Annotated in this window: 11 protein-coding genes, 2 tRNA genes and 1 pseudogene; 8 read left to right on the forward strand and 6 right to left on the reverse strand. The window is 63.6% G+C overall.

What is annotated here, in order from left to right:
- Positions 1-38: 38 nt before the first annotated feature.
- The 6 genes from clpX (at position 39) to GCT13_RS16715 (ending at position 6,822) form a co-directional block, all read left to right on the forward strand.
- Positions 39-1,310: an ATP-dependent Clp protease ATP-binding subunit ClpX gene (gene clpX, locus GCT13_RS16690; protein WP_152759925.1), complete on the forward strand. Its 1,272-nt coding sequence runs from the start codon at positions 39-41 to the stop codon at positions 1,308-1,310.
- 182 nt (positions 1,311-1,492) lie between these two features.
- Positions 1,493-3,910: an endopeptidase La gene (gene lon / locus GCT13_RS16695; protein ID WP_152759927.1), complete on the forward strand. Its 2,418-nt coding sequence runs from the start codon at positions 1,493-1,495 to the stop codon at positions 3,908-3,910.
- Between the two features lie 348 nt (positions 3,911-4,258).
- Positions 4,259-4,531, forward strand: coding sequence for an HU family DNA-binding protein (locus tag GCT13_RS16700; protein WP_007585907.1), 273 nt, complete (start codon positions 4,259-4,261; stop codon positions 4,529-4,531).
- A gap of 70 nt (positions 4,532-4,601) precedes the next feature.
- Positions 4,602-4,677: transfer RNA gene (locus tag GCT13_RS16705), tRNA-Val, on the forward strand.
- A gap of 41 nt (positions 4,678-4,718) precedes the next feature.
- A tRNA-Asp gene (locus GCT13_RS16710) sits at positions 4,719-4,795 on the forward strand.
- Between the two features lie 98 nt (positions 4,796-4,893).
- Complete coding sequence (locus GCT13_RS16715; RefSeq protein ID WP_152759929.1) at positions 4,894-6,822, forward strand: SurA N-terminal domain-containing protein; 1,929 nt, start codon at positions 4,894-4,896, stop codon at positions 6,820-6,822.
- A 103-nt stretch (positions 6,823-6,925) separates the two neighbouring features.
- Here the strand turns inward: GCT13_RS16715 and GCT13_RS16720 are convergent, their stop codons facing one another.
- Entirely contained in the window at positions 6,926-7,264 is a 339-nt protein-coding gene (locus GCT13_RS16720; RefSeq protein ID WP_321574406.1) for a hypothetical protein, read from the reverse strand.
- 144 nt (positions 7,265-7,408) lie between these two features.
- Entirely contained in the window at positions 7,409-8,152 is a 744-nt protein-coding gene (locus GCT13_RS16725; protein WP_152759931.1) for an arylesterase, read from the reverse strand.
- Here GCT13_RS16725 and GCT13_RS16730 point away from each other — a divergent pair.
- Positions 8,151-8,837 (forward strand): ABC transporter ATP-binding protein, encoded by a 687-nt coding sequence (locus tag GCT13_RS16730; RefSeq protein WP_152759933.1) that lies wholly within the window; start codon positions 8,151-8,153, stop codon positions 8,835-8,837. The two genes, GCT13_RS16725 and GCT13_RS16730, sit on opposite strands and share 2 nt — an antisense overlap.
- Positions 8,838-8,935: 98 nt before the next feature.
- Here GCT13_RS16730 and pgi read toward each other — a convergent pair whose 3' ends face one another.
- The 3 genes from pgi to GCT13_RS16745 all read right to left on the reverse strand — a co-directional run bounded on the left by pgi (position 8,936) and on the right by GCT13_RS16745 (position 13,896).
- Positions 8,936-10,558 carry a glucose-6-phosphate isomerase gene (gene pgi / locus GCT13_RS16735; protein ID WP_152759935.1) on the reverse strand — a complete coding sequence of 541 codons (1,623 nt, stop codon included), beginning with the start codon at positions 10,556-10,558 and terminating at the stop codon, positions 8,936-8,938.
- A 308-nt stretch (positions 10,559-10,866) separates the two neighbouring features.
- Positions 10,867-12,468, reverse strand: a complete 1,602-nt coding sequence (locus tag GCT13_RS16740; RefSeq protein ID WP_152759937.1) for an NAD(P)H-hydrate dehydratase — start codon at positions 12,466-12,468, stop codon at positions 10,867-10,869.
- A 126-nt stretch (positions 12,469-12,594) separates the two neighbouring features.
- Positions 12,595-13,896, reverse strand: a complete 1,302-nt coding sequence (locus GCT13_RS16745; protein ID WP_152759939.1) for an NAD(P)/FAD-dependent oxidoreductase — start codon at positions 13,894-13,896, stop codon at positions 12,595-12,597.
- 454 nt (positions 13,897-14,350) lie between these two features.
- Here GCT13_RS16745 and purL point away from each other — a divergent pair, with 454 nt between their 5' ends.
- Positions 14,351-18,430: a phosphoribosylformylglycinamidine synthase gene (purL, locus tag GCT13_RS16750; RefSeq protein WP_152759941.1), complete on the forward strand. Its 4,080-nt coding sequence runs from the start codon at positions 14,351-14,353 to the stop codon at positions 18,428-18,430.
- A gap of 198 nt (positions 18,431-18,628) precedes the next feature.
- Here purL and GCT13_RS16755 read toward each other — a convergent pair.
- Positions 18,629-18,839 (reverse strand): annotated as a pseudogene (locus GCT13_RS16755) (group II intron reverse transcriptase/maturase); the annotation flags it as partial.

The raw sequence follows: 18,839 nt of genomic DNA on the forward strand, positions 1-18,839 counted from the left end.
GTATCATGTCATTCGAGTGTCCGGAGGCTCACACATCTATGGCGGACAAAAAAGGTTCTAACAGCGAAAAGCTGTTGTATTGCTCGTTCTGCGGTAAGAGTCAGCACGAAGTCAAAAAGCTGATTGCTGGCCCGTCGGTATTCATTTGCGATGAATGTATCGACCTGTGCAACGAGATCATTCGCGACGAAGCAGCGGGCGCGGGTCTGGAAACAGGTCTGTCCAAGTCCGATCTGCCGAGTCCCCAGGAAATCCGCGAAATTCTCGATCAATACGTGATCGGGCAGGAACGCGCGAAGAAAATTCTCGCGGTCGCGGTGTACAACCACTACAAGCGTCTCAAGCACCTCGACAAGAAGGACGACGTCGAGTTGTCGAAGAGCAACATTCTGCTGATCGGCCCGACGGGCTCCGGCAAGACGCTGCTCGCGCAGACGCTTGCGCGCCTTCTGAACGTGCCGTTCGTGATCGCCGACGCGACCACGCTGACGGAAGCCGGTTACGTCGGCGAAGACGTCGAAAACATCATTCAGAAGCTGCTGCAAAACTGCAATTACGAAGTCGACAAGGCGCAGCGCGGCATCGTCTACATTGACGAAATCGACAAGATCAGCCGCAAGTCGGATAACCCGTCGATTACCCGCGACGTGTCAGGCGAAGGCGTGCAGCAGGCTCTGCTGAAGCTGGTCGAGGGCACGATGGCGTCGGTGCCGCCGCAAGGTGGTCGTAAGCATCCGAACCAGGATTTCATCCAGGTCGATACGACCAACATCCTGTTTATCTGCGGCGGCGCGTTCGATGGCCTCGAAAAAGTCATCGTCGACCGTACGGAAAAAACGGGGATCGGTTTCGGCGCGAGCGTTAAGAGCAAGCAGGATCGCGACGCGGGCGAGGTGCTGCGCGAAGTCGAACCGGAAGATCTCATCAAATTCGGCCTGATTCCAGAACTGATCGGCCGTCTGCCCGTCGTGGCGACGCTCGGCAAGCTTGACGAAGCCGCGCTGATGAAGATTCTGGTCGAACCGAAGAACGCGCTCGTGAAGCAGTATCACAAGCTGTTCAACATGGAGCGTGTCGAGCTGGAGATCCGTCCGGCCGCGTTGCAGGCCGTTGCGCGCAAGGCGATCCGCCGTAAGACGGGGGCACGTGGCTTGCGTTCAATTCTGGAACAGGCGTTGCTCGACGTGATGTACGAACTGCCGGCAATGAAGGGCGTCAGCAAAGTCATTATTGACGACAATGTCATTGAAGGTGACGGAAAGCCGCTATTGATCTACGAAGACGCTCCGAAGGTGGCGGGCTCGAATTGATCGGCTTCCCGATTGTTGAAAAAAAGCCGTTCATGGCGCGTGAACGGCTTTTTTCGTTTATCGTGTCGTCAGGACGGAATGTTTTTCTGGAGTCACTGAACTTTTCCCACACGCGAAGGCTTGCAATCGTTTTATGCGGCCTCAACTACCGAACAAACTGATTCCACTCATGGGGAAATGAAATGTCAGGAACCCAACTCCTCCCGCCGGAACGCATCACACTTCCGCTGCTCCCGCTGCGCGATGTAGTCGTCTTCCCGCACATGGTGATTCCGCTCTTCGTGGGTCGCCCGAAGTCGATCAAGGCCTTGGAAGCCGCGATGGAAGGCGGCAAGCACATCATGCTTGTCGCCCAGAAAACTGCGGCCAAAGACGAGCCGACCGAAAAGGACATGTATGAAGTAGGGTGTGTCGCCAACATCCTGCAAATGCTGAAGTTGCCCGACGGCACCGTGAAGGTGCTGGTCGAAGGCCTGCAGCGCGCGAAAACGCTGACGGTCGAAGAGCAGGAAACGCAATTCTCGTGCGAAGTCATGCCGCTCGAGCCCGACCACGCCGACAGCGCGGAAACGGAAGCGCTGCGCCGCGCGATCGTGTCGCAGTTCGACCAGTACGTGAAGCTGAACAAGAAGATCCCGCCGGAAATACTGACGTCGCTGTCGGGCATCGACGAGGCTGGGCGTCTCGCCGATACCATCGCCGCGCATCTGCCGCTCAAGCTCGACCAGAAGCAGCAGATTCTCGAAATGTTCCCGGTCATCGAGCGCCTCGAGCATCTGCTCGCGCAACTCGAAGCAGAGATCGACATCCTGCAGGTCGAAAAGCGCATCCGTGGGCGCGTCAAGCGTCAGATGGAGAAGAGCCAGCGCGAGTACTACCTGAACGAACAGGTCAAAGCGATCCAGAAGGAACTGGGCGAAGGCGAAGAGGGTGCCGATCTCGAAGAACTCGAGAAGCGCATCACGGCCGCGCGCATGCCGAAGGAAGCTAAGAAGAAGGCCGACGCCGAGTTGAAGAAGCTCAAGTTGATGTCGCCGATGTCGGCGGAAGCGACGGTCGTGCGCAACTACATCGATACGCTGATCGGCCTGCCGTGGCGCAAGAAGAGCAAGGTCAACAACGACCTCACGAATGCGGAACGCGTGCTGGACGAAGATCACTTCGGACTAGAAAAGGTCAAGGAACGCATTCTCGAGTACCTCGCGGTCCAACAGCGCGTGGACAAGGTGAAGGCGCCGATCCTCTGCCTCGTCGGGCCGCCGGGCGTCGGCAAGACGTCGCTGGGCCAGTCGATTGCGCGCGCAACGAACCGCAAGTTCGTGCGCATGGCGCTGGGCGGCGTGCGTGACGAAGCCGAGATTCGCGGCCACCGTCGTACGTACATCGGTTCGATGCCGGGCAAGATCCTGCAGAGCCTGACCAAGGTCGGCGTGCGCAATCCGCTCTTCCTGCTCGACGAAGTCGACAAGATGGGCATGGATTTCCGCGGCGATCCGTCGTCGGCGCTGCTCGAAGTGCTCGACCCGGAACAGAACCACACGTTTGCGGACCACTACGTCGAAGTCGACTTCGACCTGTCGGACGTGATGTTCGTCGCGACGTCGAACTCGCTAAACATCCCACCGCCGCTGCTTGACCGGATGGAGGTGATCCGCCTGTCGGGGTACACGGAAGACGAGAAGGTCAGCATCGCACAACGTTATCTGCTGCCGAAGCAGAAAAAGAATAACGGCCTCAAGGCTGGCGAGATCGAAGTCACGGAAGCCGCTATCCGCGACATCATTCGCTACTACACGCGTGAAGCGGGCGTGCGTTCGCTCGAGCGTGAAATATCGAAGATCTGCCGCAAGGTCGTGAAGATGCTTCTGCTGAAGAAGGCGGACAACGTGGTCACGGTCGACGGCCACAACCTCGACACGTTCCTCGGCGTGCGCAAGTACGACTTCGGTCTGGCCGCGAAGGAAAACCAGACCGGTCAGGTTACGGGCCTCGCGTGGACAGAGGTCGGCGGCGATCTGCTGACGATCGAAGCAGCCGTGATGCCGGGCAAGGGCAACGTGATCCGCACGGGTTCGCTCGGCGACGTGATGAAGGAATCCGTCGAAGCCGCGCGCTCGGTGGTGCGCTCGCGTTCGCGCCGTCTGGGCATCAAGGACGAGGCGTTCGAGAAGCAGGACATCCATATCCACGTGCCAGAGGGCGCGACGCCGAAGGACGGTCCGTCCGCCGGTATCGCGATGACCACGGCACTGGTGTCGGTGCTCACGGGCATTCCCGTGCGCGCGGATGTCGCAATGACGGGTGAAATCACGCTGCGCGGCGAAGTGCTGCCGATCGGCGGGCTGAAGGAAAAGCTGCTGGCAGCGCATCGCGGTGGCATCAAGCTCGTGCTGATCCCGGAAGAAAACGTCAAGGATCTGACGGAGATTCCGGACAATGTGAAGAACGCAATTGAGATCGTCCCTGTCCGCTGGATCGACAAGGTCCTCGAACTGGCGCTCGAACGTGTGCCGTCGCCGTTGCCTGAAGAAGAGCCGAAGGCGGCTGCGCCCGTCGGCGAATCGAAGGATGCCGGCGCCAGCGATGTCGTGAAGCACTAAGCACTCTGATCTGCCGGCGGCAGCCGGTCCTGTTAGCAAATGAAAACCCGCGGGCTGGTCCGCGGGTTTTTTATTTCCGTATGCCGAAGAAACTGCGCAAACGTTTTTTTGTGTGCGCTCTCCTGAATATCGTTTTTAACCCGCACGATTCGTTGCATCTGCATCGGTCTCTTCGCAAGATTTTGTGATCGACAAGCCTTCGACGTACCCTTCGAATCAGGCCCAACCCCGCTTGACACAAGGGTTTCGGCCCATTCTAATGAGTGGCCGGCAAATTATGCCGTGCCGCAGATAACCGGGCGCTTAAGCGCTTTCATGATTGCCCAACTACACACTCGGGGGCTTTAAATGAATAAAACGGAATTAATCGATCACATCGCACAGCAAGCCGATATTTCGAAAGCGGCAGCGGGCCGTGCGCTGGATGCCGTGATCGGTGGCGTCAAAGGCACGTTGAAAAAGGGTGGTTCGGTCACGCTGGTCGGTTTCGGCACGTTCGCCGTGGGCAAGCGCACGGCTCGCACGGGCCGCAATCCGCGCACGGGTGCGGCGATCAAGATCAAGGCAGCCAAGGTCCCGAAATTTAGGCCTGGCAAAGCGCTGAAGGATGCGTTAAACTAATAGGCTTGCTGCTTGATGAGATTGCTGATGCAAATCGGCATGAGCAATCAGGCGGCGGCAATCTCGGAGCGGGTGCTTAGCTCAGTTGGTAGAGCGGCGCCCTTACAAGGCGTAGGTCGGGAGTTCGAGCCTCTCAGCACCCACCAGTTCCAGATTAAAGTGACACGCTGCAGCATATGCAGCAAAAGGAGTGGTAGTTCAGTCGGTTAGAATACCGGCCTGTCACGCCGGGGGTCGCGGGTTCGAGTCCCGTCCACTCCGCCAGTATCCTAGAAAGGCGAACTCCGGTTCGCCTTTTTTATTGCCCGCTGTTGTACTATCGGGCGTTCCGTTTTTGGCACCTGACTATCGCCTCCTCAAGCATGCTCGATTTCTTCCGCAATCACCAACGTCTGATGATGTTCATGCTCATCCTGGTCATTCTGCCGGGTTTGGGCTTTGTGGGTATCCAGGGCTTCCGCGGTTTCTTTGACGAGAGCTCGAACGTCGCGAGCGTCAACGGTCACAAGATCACGCGCGGCGAATTTGACAACGCGTGGCGCCAGCAGATGGACCGCGCGCGTCAGATGCTCGGCGCCCAGTTCGACTCGAAGGTGTTCGACACGCCGGAGCGCCGCAAGGATATGCTCGACGGCCTGATTCAACAGCGCGTGCTCGCCGACGAAACGCAACGCCTGCATCTGACGGTCTCCGACGATGCGCTGCGCCGCGCGCTGCTGGCCGACCCCGTGATCGGTTCGTTGAAGAACCCGGATGGGTCGATCGACCTCAACAAATACAAAGAACTCCTTGCGATGCAGGGCCTCACGCCCGATCAATATCAGGAGCAGGTCCGCTACGGCATGGCGATGCAGCAGTTGCCGGCCGTAATCACGCAGACGGCGTTCACGCCCAAGACGCTCGCGCAGCATCTGACCGAACTCGCCGAACAGCAGCGCGAAGTGCAGGGTCTCGCGTTCCACGCGAAGGAGTACGAGTCGAAGGTGAAGCCGACCGACGCGCAAATCCAGGCGTACTACGATGCGCACAGCAACGATTTCGCGACGCCCGCAACGGCGACGATCCAGTACCTCGTGATGTCACCTGCCACGCTCGCTGCATCGACGAATCCGGGCGACGCTGATCTCAAGAAGTACTACGACGACAACATCTCGCACTTCCGCACGACGGCCGAAGTGCGCGCGAGCCACATCCTGATCGCGGCGCCTAAGGACGCGAGCGCCGCCGACAAGGACAAGGCGAAGCAGAAAGCGCAGGAGATCCTCGCGCAGGTCAAGGCGCATCCGGATCAGTTCGCACAACTCGCGCAGCAGGATTCGCAAGACCCGGGCTCGGCATCGAAGGGCGGCGATCTCGGCTATTTCGGCCCGGGCATGATCGCGGGCGGCAAAGCGTTCGACAATGCCGTCTTCAAGATGAAGAAGGATGAGATCAGCGACCTGATCCAGTCGGACTTCGGCTATCACATCGTCAAGGTGACGGACGTGAAGCCGTCGGTGACGAAGCCCTTCGACGAAGTGAAGGACTCGATCGCAAAGGACCTGAAGACGCAGCTTGCGGCCAAGGCGTTCAGCGACGATTCGGAAGGCTTCACGTCGACGGTCTACGAACAGGCGAAGAGCCTGCAGCCGGCCGCGGACAAGTACAAGCTGCAGATCCAGACCGCGACAGTCACGCCGAAGGCCAACACCGCGCTGCCGCCGGATAGCCCGCTGAACAGCGCGAAGTTCCTCGCTGCCGTCTTTGCGAACGATTCGGTGAAGGACCGCAACAACACGCAGGCCATCGACGTCGGCAGCAACACGCTGGTCGCCGCACACGTGACCGACTACAAGCCGGCCGCCGTGCCCGCGCTCGCCGCGATCAAGGATGCCGTGCGTCAGAAGCTCGTCGTGCAGCAGGCCGCCGATCTGGCTCGCAAGGAAGGCGAAGCGAAGCTGGCCGATCTGCAGAAGTCGAAGTCGACGGACGGTTTCTCGTCTTCGCTGAAGGTGTCGCGCAACGACGCGCAGGGCGTGCCGGCTGCCGCATTGGGTGCAATTTACAAGGCCGATGCACAAAAGTTGCCGGCTTACGTCGGTGTGGATCTCGGTGCTGACGGCTACGTGATCTATCGCGTGAATGCCGTGGTTCCGCCGGCTGCGACGGATTCGAAGCGTCTCGCGGCCGCGCAGCAGCAGATTGCATCGGTGAACGCGCAGGCCGAAGCGGAAGCCTATCTCGATGCGTTGCGCGAGCGTTCGAAGGTGAAAATGTACGGCTCGCTCGAGGGCGGCCAGTCGGGCGAGTAAAACTCCGCTTCGATCGATGCATGAGGCCGTCCAGGCGGTTTCATGAGGCAGCAAAAAGCCCCGCACGTGCGGGGCTTTTTGTTTCGCGACGAGCAGCGTGGCGTTACAGGCAGGCGCTGATATCGCTCGTTGCGTCGCTGCCAGCGCCGCCCGCGGCGCGGAACCCAACCCACGTGCCCGTGCCCCGGTAGTTCGGACGCACAATCGCGGCGGCGCCGTTCGGCGGCTGCTGGCCGGGGACGTAGACGTCCAGCGCCTGGTCGTTGGCCAATGTATCCTGTGCCACGACCTGCTGCTGCGAGTTGTCCGCCCACTTCTTCGCGATGCATTGGCCGACGGCCCTCGGTGGCTGCTGGCTGGTGCCGACGGACTGCACGCCGGCGGGCTGCGCTGCGCAAGCGGAAATGGCGACAGCCATAGCGACAAGCGGTAAGAATTTCACGTTATCTCCTTCCAGAAATCGCTCGAGTCGAGCCGGTAGTGGAAATCAGGCAGGTCCCTCCGATGACCGTACCCGATCACGTTTCCCATTATTCGAGACGAATTGTCGGCGCGCCGTCACGGACCGGCATGAACGGACGCGCGTTCATTGGGACGTGGTGTGGAGCAGCGGCTTCAGCGCCGGCCACACGTTGTCGAGGAGCAGGGGCTGTGCCTGTTGCGTCGGATGGATCTGATCGGACTGGAACATGTCCGGCTTGTTTTCGATTCCGGCGAGAAGAAATGGGACGAGCGGCACGCGCAACTGCTTCGACAGCTCGCCGTACAGGCCGTGGAACTTTTGCGTGTAGTCGAGGCCGTAATTGGGCGGTACGTACATGCCGATCAGCAGGACTTTCGCGTGGCCCTGCTGGGCTTCCTTGATGATTGCGCGAAGATTGTCTTCAGTCGTGCCGAGCGGGACGCCGCGCAGCGCATCGTTGGCGCCGAGCTCGACGATCACGATGGCGGGCTTGAGACGCTGCATCAACGCGGGCAGGCGCGCGCGCCCGCCACTCGTGGTGTCGCCGCTGATGCTCGCATTCGCAACGTTATAATCGATCCGATCACGCGACAGACGCTGACGCATCAGCGAAACCCAGCCGGTGTCGCGAGGCAGCCCGTATTCGGCGGAGATGCTGTCGCCGAGCACGATGATCGTCGGCTTTGACTGCTGCGTATTGGTATCTGCAGCCGTCGCTGCCGTGGCGGCGGAGTTGGCGCCGGCGTTTGAGCTATTGGCAGCCTGGGCGCACGCGCAAAACGTCGCGGCGAAGGCGAGGCAAACACCTGCCGCCGTCAGCGCCCCGACCGACGCAGCGGCGCGCACTTTCAACCTACGCTTCACCATGCAAAAGAAAACCGATCCAGTCATCGAAGTGCGGGGTTTGTGCAAGAGGGTTAAGGACGCGACAGGCGAGTTGACGATCCTGGATAACATCGACCTGTCGATTCGAGCCAGCAGCCGCGTCGCAATCGTCGGCGCATCGGGCTCGGGCAAGTCTACGCTGCTTGGACTGCTAGCCGGATTGGACAGCGCGACATCGGGCTCGGTTCGTCTGCTCGGCCGCGAACTGACAGAACTCGACGAAGACGGCCGCGCCGCGTTGCGCAATGGTTCAGTCGGCTTTGTATTCCAGTCGTTCCAATTGATGCCGCATCTGACGGCGTTCGAAAACGTCACGCTTCCGCTCGAACTGCAAGGCGGTCTGTCGCCACGCGACATCAACGCGCGCGCGAGGACGCTGCTTACGCAAGTCGGGTTGGGCGAGCGGATGCGTCACTATCCGAAGCTGCTGTCAGGCGGCGAACAGCAGCGCGTGGCGCTGGCGCGCGCGTTCGCGACGCACCCCGCCATTCTTTTCGCCGACGAACCGACGGGCAGCCTCGATGCCGCGACGGGGCACGCCGTCATCGACCTGATGTTCGAGATGAACCGCGCAAACGGCGCCACGCTCGTGCTGGTCACGCACGACGTCGAGCTGGCGCGCCGCTGCGATACGACGATAACGATCGAAGCAGGGCGCCTTATCTGAGCGCGGGCCGCAACGGCTGTCCCAACTGAGGCGCAAAAAGCAAAACAGGCCTTTGAGATCAAAGGCCTGTTTGCGTTTGTGTGCCTGGCGATGCTCGATCAGCGCTTCAACGCCGAACGCGCACGCGCGATCAACGCCGATGTCGACGAATCGTGCTTCTTCTCATCGATGCTCGCCGCATTGAGATCGGCTTCGACGACCTTGCCGAGAATCTTGCCCAGCTCGACACCCCACTGGTCGAACGAGTTGATGTTCCACACCGTGCCTTGCACCAGCACCTTGTGTTCGTACAGCGCGATCAGCGCGCCGAGCGAACGGGCGGTGAGGGCGTCGACGAGCAGTGTCGTGGTCGGGCGGTTGCCGGGGAACATGATGTGCGGCACGAGTTCGGACTTGTCCGGACCCGCGACCTTCTCGGCCTCTTCGCGCGTGCGGCCGAGCATCAACGCTTCGCTCTGCGCGAAACAGTTCGCGAGCAGCTTCGGATGATGCGAGGCGAGCGGATGCTCGGGCGTCAGCACGGCGACGAAGTCGATCGGGACGATGGTCGGCCCCTGGTGCAGCATCTGGAAGAACGCGTGCTGGCCGTTCGTACCGGGCTCGCCCCACGTGACGGCCGAGGTGTCGTAGCTGACGAACGAGCCGTCCAGGCACGCCTGCTTGCCGTTGCTTTCCATTTCGAGCTGCTGCAGGTAGGACGGCAGAAAGTGCAGTGCCTCCGAATACGGCGCGACCAGATAGCTCTGCGAGCCGAAGAAGTTGCGGTACCAGATGCCGATCATGCCCATCAGCACAGGCAGATTGCGCTCGAGCGGCGCGCTGCGGAAATGCTCGTCCATGTCGTTCGCGCCCGCTAGCAGTTCGTCGAACTGCTTCGGGCCGATGGCGATCATGATCGACAGACCGACGGCCGACCACAGCGAATAACGCCCGCCGACCCAGTCCCACATTTCGAACACGTTGTCCTGCGCGATCCCGAACTTCACGACCTCGGCCGTATTCGCCGACACGCCGACGAAGTGCTTCGCCAGCTCGTTTTGCGGGCAGCCCTTCTCGATGAACCAGTCGCGCAGCGAGTTGGCGTTGGTCATCGTTTCGAGCGTCGTGAATGTCTTCGAGACGATGATAGCGAGCGTCTCTTCGGGATCGATCTGCGTGAGCACGCGATACAGATCGGCGCCATCCACGTTCGAGACGAAGTGGGTCGAAATGTCCGGCGTCGCGAGGTGATGCAGCGCGTGCACGACCATCTTCGGCCCAAGGTCGGAGCCGCCGATGCCGATGTTCACGATATGGCGAATGCGCTTGCCCGTGTAGCCCTTCCAGTCGCCGCTGCGGACCTTGTCTGCGAAAGCGGCCATCTTCGCGCGCTCGGCCTGAACCTTGCCGTAGAACGGCGCCGTCGGGCTGCTCGCGCGCAGTGCCGTATGGAGCACCGCGCGGCCTTCCGTCGGATTGACGATGTCGCCCGCGAACATCGCGTCGCGGCGCTTTTCGACGTTGGCCTCGCGCGCGAGTTGCACGAGCAGTTGCAGCGTTTCATCGGTGATGCGGTTCTTCGAAAAGTCGGCCGCAAGACCGCCGCCGGCAAGCGTGAATCGTTCGGCGCGTGTCGGCGCAGGATCGTTCTCGGGGGCAAACCAGTCGCGCAGGCGCGCATCGCGAATCTGTCCGTAGTGTGTTTGCAGCGAGTTCCAGGCGGGGAGCGAGTTGAGAGTCATAACCGTCCGTCTAACGAAGGAAAACGAATGGCCGGCCGCGCATCGTGCGTGCCGGGAGGGATCTGCAGACGCGCAGTCGGCTGAGCGGTACGGTCGCCGGATGCGCGGCGGCGCGCCTCGTGCCCCGTCAGCGGGCGTCTGCAGGTTGCGTCTTGGCCGAAGCGTGGCCGACCGACGCAGTCAATCAGTATAGCGGTCCCGGATGACAGCCGGCATGCATGGGGCCGGTACGCCAGATAGAGGGAAGCATGGGCGGGATTGTTTCCCGGACACATGCGTGGAACGCCTGAGCCCACGTCCGGAAACGCTCAGTCCCGTCGCGGATACACGAGCCTGTTCAGCAGCTTGCGCACCATCGGCGCGAGTTCGCCCGCTGTCAGCCCGGCGGGGCCCTCGCCGCGAGCGGTGAGCGCGTCGGCGGCGAGTCCGTGCAGATAGACGCCCGCGAGTGCTGCTTCATAGGGCGGCAGGCGCTGGCCGAGCAGCGCGCCGATCAGGCCGCCGAGCACGTCGCCCGTGCCACCCGTTGCCAGCGCCGCATTGCCCGTCGGGTTGACGGCGACGCGGCCATCGGGCGCGGCAATCACGGTCCCTGTGCCTTTCAGCACGACGACGCTCGAGTAGCGCGCGGCGAGCTCGCGCGCGGCCCCGAGACGGTCGCTCTGCACGGCTTTCGCGTCCGTGCCGAGCAGGCGTGCGGCTTCGAGCGGATGTGGCGTCAGCACGCACGGATCGGCCGCCGATCCCGTCGTCGGTCCAGTCCTGGATGCGCCGCGCTGCTTCACGGCATCCGCCAGATCGGCGTGCGCGGCGATGAGGTTCAGCGCATCGGCGTCGAACAACTTGGGCACATCGAGCGGCAGCACGTTGCGCAGCACCTCGACAGCCCGCTCGCGCTTGCCCATCCCGCAGCCGATCGACAAGGCGTCCATCTGGTCGAGCGGTAGATCGTCAAGCGGATGCAGCATCAGTTCGGGGTAAGGCGGATCGTACGGCGGGCTGCCGGAGCCGAGAAACGCGACATGCACCTTGCCCGCGCCAGCGTATAGCGCTGCGCGCGCCGCGAGAATCGGCGCGCCGCACATGCCCGTGTCGCCGCCCACCACGGCAATGCTGCCGAACGTGCCTTTGTGCGTTGAGTAATCGCGCGGCGGGAAGTGCGGAACGAACAGGGTGGGCGCGTTCAGCCGGGCGCCGGGCTCACGAGGCGCTTCGACGCCGATGGGCGCGACCGTCACCTCGCCTGCGAGATCGCGACCCGACGCCATAAAAAGCCCCGGCTTCGCGCCGATGAACGTGACGGTATGCGTGGCGCGCACGGCGATGCCGCCTTCGACGACATTGCCCGTGTCGCTATCGAGCCCGCTCGGCACATCGAGTGCGAGGACCCGGCCATGCGTCTTCGCGCGCGCCGACAGCTGTTGCGCAATCGACGCGTAAACGCCTTCCAGCGGCCGCGCGAGGCCGATGCCGAACATCCCGTCGACGACCCAGCCGTAGCCGTTCAGCGAGGCGGGCACGGCGCCCGAGATCGGCACGCCCGCCGCGTGCGCTTCGGCCAATGCCCAGCGGGCGTCGTCGGGCTTGACGTCGACGGGCATGCAGACTTCCACCGCGACGCCCGCCCGCTGAAGCTCTGCCGCGACGACTAGCGCGTCGCCGCCGTTGTTGCCGGGGCCCGCGACGAGCCACACGGGATGGCGCGTATCGACGGAACCGTCATGCGCAAACTGTTCGAGCAGGAAACGGGCAGCCGCGTGTCCCGCACGGCCCATCAGCGTATGGGTGGGCAAGGCTGCTTCGGCACTCTTTTCGAGCGCGCGCAGCTCGGCCACGCTCAGGAGCGCGAGCGGCCGGTCGTGAGGATTGACTAGGATCGAATGCGAGACGGGCAGGGTGGCATCGGTCATGGCAGCGTGGCGGAACATAGCGGAAACGTAGGGAAGCGTCGACAGCGACGAGATACGTTCATGGTAGTGGCATTGCACGTGCCGATGCCAGCACGCGCAATGGCCTAGGACGAATGACCGTCCCGATTATTCGCCGAAGCGTTCCGGGCGAAGCGCGGCGATCGTATCGGGCGGCAGTCCGGACGGCGCGCCCGACACGAGGTTTGCGATCAGCTTGCCCGTCCCGAACGCGAGGCCCCAGCCGACCGGGCCATGCCCGGCGTTCACGAAGAGGCGCGGATGCAGCGCGTTGCCCGTCACGGGCAGGCCGTCCGGCGACAGCAGCTTCGCGCCTTCCCAGGGCAGCGCCGCCGAAATGCGCGCGGAGCCCGGCACCCAGTCGTGCGTCGCCTGGCCGAGCAGGGCGAGTGCTTCTTTGGTCAGCGGTTCGGGCAGCGGCTGCTTAGTCTGGCTCGCGCTTTGCAGCACCGCACCGCCCGCGATGCGCAGCCGGTGATTGCTGCGCGTGATCGTGATGCGCTTGACGGCATCGATCACCGTCGTATGCGGCGCGAACTCCTCGCGTGCGATCGGCGCGACGAGATTGTGCAGACGCATCGGATGCAGCGGCAGATCGAGCCTGAGCTTCTCCAGCAGCGCGAGGCTGCCGACACCCGCCGCCACGACGACGGCATCCGCGCTGATCACGTCGACTTCGCGCGAACGCGCCGATTCGCCGTTCGCGGGCGCCAGTTCGACGGCCGCGCGCTGGTTGTCGAGCCGGATGCCCGTCACTTCGCGGCCGCACTGAAACTGCACGCCGCCTTGCGCGTCGAGCGTCTGCTTGATCAGCTTCGCGAACAGCGGGCAGTTCGCCGTGCCTTCGTCCTCGATCAGCACGCCGCCCGCGAAGTGCGGATCGAGCGGAATCGAATGCTCGATGTCCAGGCATTCCTGGGGGCTCAGCACGTGGTGCGGCACTTCGAATTGCCGCAGCAGTTCGAGCGCCGGCTCCGTCAGCTCCCAGTCCTGCGCGCCGCGCACGAGGTACAACTGCCCCTTCGACTGCTCGAATTCGAGGTTGAAGTGATGTTCGATGTCGGCGAGCGACTCGCGCGCCGATTCGATCAGCGGACGCAGCAGCGCAAACTGCTTCTTGAACGCGTCGGGTTCGGCGAGCGTGGCGAGCTTGCGGATGAATTCGCGCACCGGGCCATTGAAGCCCGTTTTTCTGATCACGCCGCTTTTCGCCGCCTGGCGATGCTGCATGAAGGTCGGGCCGAACCAGACGTCGAGGGGAGTGGGCAGCAGCGTGCCGCCGTGGCCATACGTGGCGCCCTGCGCGACGGTGGCGTGCCGCTCGACGACGCACACCCGATGACCCGCCGCGCGAAGCTGGTAGGCGGTGGCGACGCCGACGATCCCGCCGCCGATGACAATGACATCCATGGTTAATTCGAGTTGCCCGCGGCGCGCGTGAGGCCAGGCGTGTTCCGTATGCGTGACATGCGGCGCAGCGTGAATGGCTGCCCATGCTGCGCCGATCTGATGAAAGGCGGAATGATAGCAGTCAAATGAGTCGCCCGGCATCGTGCCGTTGGGATAGGAACAACGCCCGCGTTCGGCTTAGTGCTTCCGGCGAAACCGCGCGACGCTTGGCACAATCTGACGGGAACGCATCCTGAAATGGCCGTGCGTTGCCCGAGCGCCGCGCGCCGGAGGCGCAAACATGCGCAGAGCGCGTCAGACGCGCTACCCAGGCCAGGTCTGCCGGGCCTTCCCGGGTTATAATCCCGGACTTCCTTACGCCTCACGTCGCCTCCACGCGCGACTGTCCGAGCAATTGCCCAAGCAATCGCACGCGGCATCCGGCGACGCAACCGATCGACGCAACGTCAAGTCCATGGCCCACTTCTCGTGTTTTCCCGGCGCTTCGGCCCTTTCCGATTTCCGTCAAACCCGCCTGCTCGATACGTTGTCGCGCATCGACGCCAACATCGTCGGCGTGCGCGGCCAGTATCTGCACTTCGTGAACGCGCAGACGCCGCTTTCCACGGAAGACAGCGCGAAGATCGAAGCGCTGATGCACTACGGCGACCCGTTCGACTCGGGCAAGGACAAAGGCGCTGTCGAGAACTTCCTCGTGGTGCCGCGCTTTGGCACCGTGTCGCCGTGGGCGAGCAAGGCGACGGATATCGCCCATCACTGCGGCCTCACGCACGTGCGTCGCATCGAGCGCGGCATCGAATACACGGTCGTGCTGAAGGGTGGCCTGCTGGGCGGCAAGAAGGTGTTGTCGGACGAAGCGCGCGCTGCCGTCGCCGCTGCGCTGCATGACCGGATGACGGAAAGCGTCGCGCCGTCGCGCGATCACGCGATGCATCTGTTCGACGAGCTGCCCGCCAAGCCGCTGCAGACGGTCGCCGTGCTGACGAACGGCCGCAAGGCGCTGGAAAAGGCGAATACGGAACTCGGCCTGGCGCTCGCCGACGATGAAATCGACTATCTCGTCGATGCGTTCACGAAGCTCGGCCGCAATCCGACCGACGTCGAACTGATGATGTTCGCGCAGGCCAACAGCGAGCATTGCCGCCACAAGATCTTCAACGCGAGCTGGACGATCGACGGCGAAGCGCAGGACATGTCGCTGTTCAACATGATCCGCAATACCGAGAAGCTCAATCCGCAGGGCACCATCGTCGCGTACTCGGACAACTCGTCGATCATGCAAGGCGGCATGGCCGAGCGCTGGTTCCCGCGCAAGGTAGCGAGCGACGGCGAGCCCGGCGAACGTTATGGCCGTCACGTCGAGCTGACGCACACGCTGATGAAAGTCGAGACGCACAACCACCCGACGGCCATTTCGCCGTTCCCGGGCGCGGCAACGGGCGCGGGCGGCGAAATCCGCGACGAAGGCGCGACGGGCCGCGGCGCGCGTCCGAAGGCGGGCCTGACGGGCTTCACGGTGTCGAACCTCGATCTGCCCGATGCGCGCGAGCCGTGGGAAAACGCCCGCGACGCCACGCAGCCCGTCGGCCATCGCAACAGCGCCGATCAGTTCGACACGTATGGACGTCCCGACCGCATCGCGTCGCCGCTGCAGATCATGATCGACGGGCCGCTCGGCGGCGCCGCGTTCAACAACGAATTCGGCCGTCCGAACCTCGGCGGCTATTTCCGCACCTACGAGCAGAACGTCGCGGGTCGCGTGCGCGGCTATCACAAGCCGATCATGATCGCGGGCGGCCTCGGCAACATCTCCGATCAGCATACGCACAAGCACGATCTGCCGGCGGGCTCGCTGCTGATCCAGATCGGCGGTCCGGGCATGCGCATCGGCATGGGCGGCGGCGCGGCCAGCTCGATGGCGACGGGCACCAATACGGCCGAGCTCGACTTCGATTCGGTCCAGCGCGGCAACCCGGAAATCGAGCGGCGCGCGCAGGAAGTGATCAACGCGTGCTGGCAGATGGGCGAGGGCAATCCGATCCTGAGCATTCACGATGTCGGCGCGGGCGGTCTGTCGAATGCGTTTCCTGAACTCGTCGACGGCGCGGACAAGGGCGCGCTTTTCGAACTGCGCAAGGTCCAGCTCGAAGAGAGTGGCCTGTCGCCGCGCGAAATCTGGTCGAACGAAGCACAGGAGCGCTACGTGCTGGCGATTCCGCCTGCGCGCCTCGAAGAATTCGCCGCGCTCTGCGAACGCGAGCGCTGCCCGTTCGCAGTGGTCGGCACGGCCACGGCCGCGCGTCAGCTGAAGCTGATCGACACGGACAACGCAGACAACGGCGCGCACCAGCCCGTCGACATGCCGATGGAAGTGCTGCTCGGCAAGCCGCCACGCATGCACCGCGACGTGAAGCGCGCATCGACGCCGCTGCAGCCCGTCGACGTCACGCATCTCGCGCTGCATGAGGCAGCGATCAACGTACTGCGTCATCCGACGGTGGCGAGCAAGTCGTTCCTGATCACGATCGGCGACCGCTCGGTGGGCGGCACGACGGCGCGCGACCAGATGGTCGGCCCGTGGCAGGTGCCCGTCGCCGACTGCGCGATCACCACGGTCGATTACGCGGGCTTCCGCGGCGAGGCGATGACGATGGCGGAGCGCACGCCGCTCGCCGTGATCGACGCGCCCGCGTCGGGCCGCATGGCCGTCGGCGAAGTGGTGACGAACATCGCGTCGGCACCGATCGCTTCGCTGGACAAGCTGAAGCTGTCGGCGAACTGGATGGCCGCGTGCGGCAGCCCGGGCGAAGACGCCGCGTTGTACGACACGGTGAAGGCGATCGGCATGGAGTTGTGCCCGGCGCTCGGCATCGGCATTCCCGTCGGCAAGGATTCGCTGTCGATGCGCACCCGCTGGGCCGACGGCAGTGTCGAGAAGGAAGTGATCGCGCCCGTGTCGCTGATCATCTCGGCGTTCGCACCCGTTGAAGACGTGCGCCGCCATCTGACGCCGCAGTTGCTGAGCCACAAGGAAGCAGGCGACACCGTGCTGATCGCGATCGACCTCGGCCGCGGCAAGCAGCGCCTGGGCGGCAGCATCCTCGCGCAGGTCACGCAGCAGGTCGGCGACACAGTGCCCGACGTCGACGATCCCGAGGACCTGAAGCGCTTCTTCGCGGCGATCCAGACGCTCAACGCGGACGGCAAGCTGCTCGCGTACCACGACCGTTCGGACGGCGGCCTGTGGGCGACCGTGTGCGAAATGGCGTTCGCGGGGCACGTCGGCGTGTCGGTGAACGTCGACATGCTGACGCTCGACCCGGATCACGAATTCGACTACGGCGACGCGAAGGACTGGGCGAAGCAGACGAGCGGCCGTCGCGAAGATCGCACGATCCGCGCGCTCTTCAACGAAGAACTCGGCGCAGTGGTCCAGGTGCGTGCCGCCGATCGCGACGCCGTGCTCGCTGCGCTGCGCGAGCATGGTTTGTCGGCGTGCTCGCATGTGATCGGCAAGCCGAACGAGCGCGACACGATCGAAATCTGGCGCGACGCAAAGAAGATCTACGAAGCGCCACGCACCGAACTGCATCGCACGTGGAGCGAAGTGAGCTGGCGCATCTCGCGTCTGCGCGACAACCCCGCGTGCGCGGATGCCGAGTTCGACGCGCTGCTCGATGCTTCGGACCCCGGCATCCAGCCGCGCCTGTCGTTCGATCCGATCGAGGACGTCGCCGCGCCGTTCATCGGCAAGGGCGCGCGTCCGCGCGTCGCGATCCTGCGCGAGCAGGGCGTGAACTCGCACCTCGAAACCGCCTATGCATTCGACCGCGCGGGCTTCGATGCGCACGACGTGCACATGAGCGATCTGCTGTCGGGGCGCGCGACGCTCGCCGACTTCGCGGGCGCCGTCGCGTGCGGCGGCTTCTCGTATGGCGATGTGCTGGGCGCGGGAGAGGGCTGGGCGAAGACGATCCGCTTCAATGCGCAACTGGCCGATATGTTCGCGGCATTCTTCGGCCGCAGCGACACGTTCGCGCTCGGCATCTGCAACGGCTGCCAGATGATGAGCAGCCTCGCGTCGATGATTCCCGGCGCGGATGCATGGCCGAAGTTCACGCGCAACAAGTCGGAGAAATTCGAAGCGCGCTTCTCGCTGGTCGAAGTGCAGTCGTCGCCGTCGATCTTCTTCGCCGGCATGGAAGGCTCGCGCATTCCCGTCGCCGTCGCGCACGGCGAGGGCTTCGCGGACTTCTCGCAGCAGGGCGACGCGTCGCGTGTTGCCGTCGCGATGCGCTATGTCGATCACCGCGGCCAGCCGACCGAGCAGTATCCGTTCAACCCGAACGGCTCGCCTGTCGGCATCACGTCGGTCACGACGCCGGACGGCCGCTTCACGGTGTTGATGCCGCACACGGAGCGCGTGCATCGCAACGTGCAGATGAGCTGGCATCCGCAGGCGTGGAAGGACAGCGCGACGGACGGTAGCCCGTGGATGCGCGTGTTCCAGAACGCGCGCAAGTGGCTGGGCTGAGGTAGCGGGGCGCGGTTCGATCGCGCGGTTCGACCGGTAAGACGGTCGAACCGCGTGCCTTGTTTTGACGCTATGTTCGCGACGATGCAAACCTGCTGATCGCGTGTCGACGATCGGCATAGGGGACGGCCATGAGGCCGTACCCCTGCCACACCACCCGGCATGCGGGTCCGCACCGGGCGGTTCGGGAAGTTGAGGTTACGAGAGTCTTGGCACACCCAGCCGATCGAAGTATGCGAGGGTCAGCACGCGATTCAGGAGCTGGCCGCTGTTACGCCACCAGCGACGGCTGTTCGCCGCCACCTGGTGCGCCACAGCGGACGGTGCCCCCAGCGCCCGTAGCTCCCGGTAGATGGTCGGCCCGCGGCGCCATTGCTTAAGCTGGATGACGCGCAACCGGTGACGCATC

The sequence above is a fragment of the Paraburkholderia franconis genome (assembly GCF_009362735.1).
In the GTDB taxonomy this organism is placed as follows: domain Bacteria; phylum Pseudomonadota; class Gammaproteobacteria; order Burkholderiales; family Burkholderiaceae; genus Paraburkholderia; species Paraburkholderia franconis.

Bases quoted from the DNA above. Each gene is read 5' to 3' on its own strand.
- clpX (WP_152759925.1), top strand. From the start codon at position 39: ATGGCGGACAAAAAAGGTTCTAACAGCGAAAAGCTGTTGTATTGCTCG.
- lon (WP_152759927.1), top strand. From the start codon at position 1,493: ATGTCAGGAACCCAACTCCTCCCGCCGGAACGCATCACACTTCCGCTG.
- GCT13_RS16700 (WP_007585907.1), top strand. From the start codon at position 4,259: ATGAATAAAACGGAATTAATCGATCACATCGCACAGCAAGCCGATATT.
- GCT13_RS16715 (WP_152759929.1), top strand. From the start codon at position 4,894: ATGCTCGATTTCTTCCGCAATCACCAACGTCTGATGATGTTCATGCTC.
- GCT13_RS16730 (WP_152759933.1), top strand. From the start codon at position 8,151: ATGCAAAAGAAAACCGATCCAGTCATCGAAGTGCGGGGTTTGTGCAAG.
- GCT13_RS16725 (WP_152759931.1), bottom strand. From the start codon at position 8,152: ATGGTGAAGCGTAGGTTGAAAGTGCGCGCCGCTGCGTCGGTCGGGGCG.
- pgi (WP_152759935.1), bottom strand. From the start codon at position 10,558: ATGACTCTCAACTCGCTCCCCGCCTGGAACTCGCTGCAAACACACTAC.
- GCT13_RS16740 (WP_152759937.1), bottom strand. From the start codon at position 12,468: ATGACCGATGCCACCCTGCCCGTCTCGCATTCGATCCTAGTCAATCCT.
- GCT13_RS16745 (WP_152759939.1), bottom strand. From the start codon at position 13,896: ATGGATGTCATTGTCATCGGCGGCGGGATCGTCGGCGTCGCCACCGCC.
- purL (WP_152759941.1), top strand. From the start codon at position 14,351: ATGGCCCACTTCTCGTGTTTTCCCGGCGCTTCGGCCCTTTCCGATTTC.